Origin of the sequence: Pseudomarimonas arenosa (assembly GCF_014841215.1) — a bacterium.
In the GTDB taxonomy this organism is placed as follows: domain Bacteria; phylum Pseudomonadota; class Gammaproteobacteria; order Xanthomonadales; family Xanthomonadaceae; genus Pseudomarimonas; species Pseudomarimonas arenosa.
In genome coordinates, this window is record NZ_JACYTR010000137.1 from 1 (window position 1) to 1,454 (window position 1,454).

Consider the following 1,454-nt stretch of genomic DNA (forward strand, 5'->3'; position numbering starts at 1 on the left):
CGGAATGTGTCAATGGTTTGAGACAGCTTGAATCGTGATTTTAGTGAGCTTTGTTCCCCGTTGACGCTGATTGATCGAGCGGTCGATTGATAAAGACCTGTTCTGGAACGATGGGTGGGCTGGGGCGTCGATTCTTGAAGCGATTGGGCGTTTGCTCAAACGCTGTGTTCAAAATGGCTTGCCGTGCCTCGGTGATGGCTGGCGCACGGCCTTGATGGACGGCGGAGGGTGTCATCAAGCCGATGCCCGTATGACGGTGGTGTTCATTGTAGTGCTGGAAAAATGGCCCTAGCACCTGGCGCCCGTGGTCGAGGCTGCAAAAGTAGCTCGGAAATGTCGGCGCGTACTTTGTCGTCTTAAACAGCGCTTCGCTAAACGGGTTGTCGTTGCTTTGGCGTGGCCGCGAAAAACTCGCTTCAATGCCAAGATCGACCAGCAGTTCGGCCAGCGTTTTGGAACGCATCGGCGCGCCTCGGTCGGCGTGCAATGTCACTTGCCCTTTGGCAACGCCTTCTCGCAGCGCACACTTTTCGACCAGTTCGCGCGCCAGGCCGGCATTTTCTCGGCTGCTCAGCAACCAGCCCACGACATAGCGACTGTACACATCCATCACCACGTACAAGTACAGATAGCTCCACTTCACTGATGTCTTGAGCTTGGTGATATCCCACGACCACAGTTGATTCGGACCCGTGGTGACGAGTTCGGGCCGTGCGTGCACTACCGCCGGCCGCTGGTGACGACGCTCGCCCACTGCATGTTCGGCGTCGAGGAGGCGGTACATGGTACGAATCGAGCACAAGTACCGTCCTTCGTCGAGCAGGGTGGCATATACCTGATGCGGTGCTCGATCAACAAATCGCGGGCTCATCAATTCGTCCAACACGGCGCTTCGCTCGGATTCGCTCAGCTTCAACGGAGGCTCACGCCGCGTCGCGTGAGGCGCCTTGGGGTGGCGTTTGCGATGCACCGTCGAGCGCGACAGTCCCAGACTTCCACAGGCGCGTACCGCCCCCACCTCACAGGCTAAGTCGGGCAACAGGTTCATAGCGATTCCTCGCTGCTCGGCAGTCCGAGCAGCGCACACAACTTTTTTTGCGCATCAATAATCGCCTCCGCTTGCTTGAGCCGCTTCTCCGATCGCGCCAACTGCGCCTCAAGTTTCGCTATTCTTGCGCGCTCCAAGCGCTTGGGATCGGGTTTCCGGCCACGTTTGGGCTCAATCGCTGCGGCATCCAACGCCGCCACTTGCTGCCGCCAATTGCACAAATGCGAGGAATACAAACGCTCACGGCGAAGCAGTGCACCAAGCTCACCGTCAGGCAAATTCTCCGCAAGTGCCACAATCTTGCGTTTGTAAGCGAGTGTGAAACGACGCCTGGAAGCCTTTGCAGCCACTTCATTGGGCTGGAGAGAAGTCGCAGACGACATGGCCGATTTGGGGCTCTCGGAAA

The 1,454-nt window shown here is 57.8% G+C and carries 1 pseudogene; it reads right to left on the reverse strand.

The features are described 5' to 3' along the window. Positions 1–40: 40 nt before the first annotated feature. Positions 41–1,431: pseudogene (locus IFO71_RS21565) on the reverse strand (IS3 family transposase). Between the last annotated feature and the right edge of the window lie 23 nt (positions 1,432–1,454).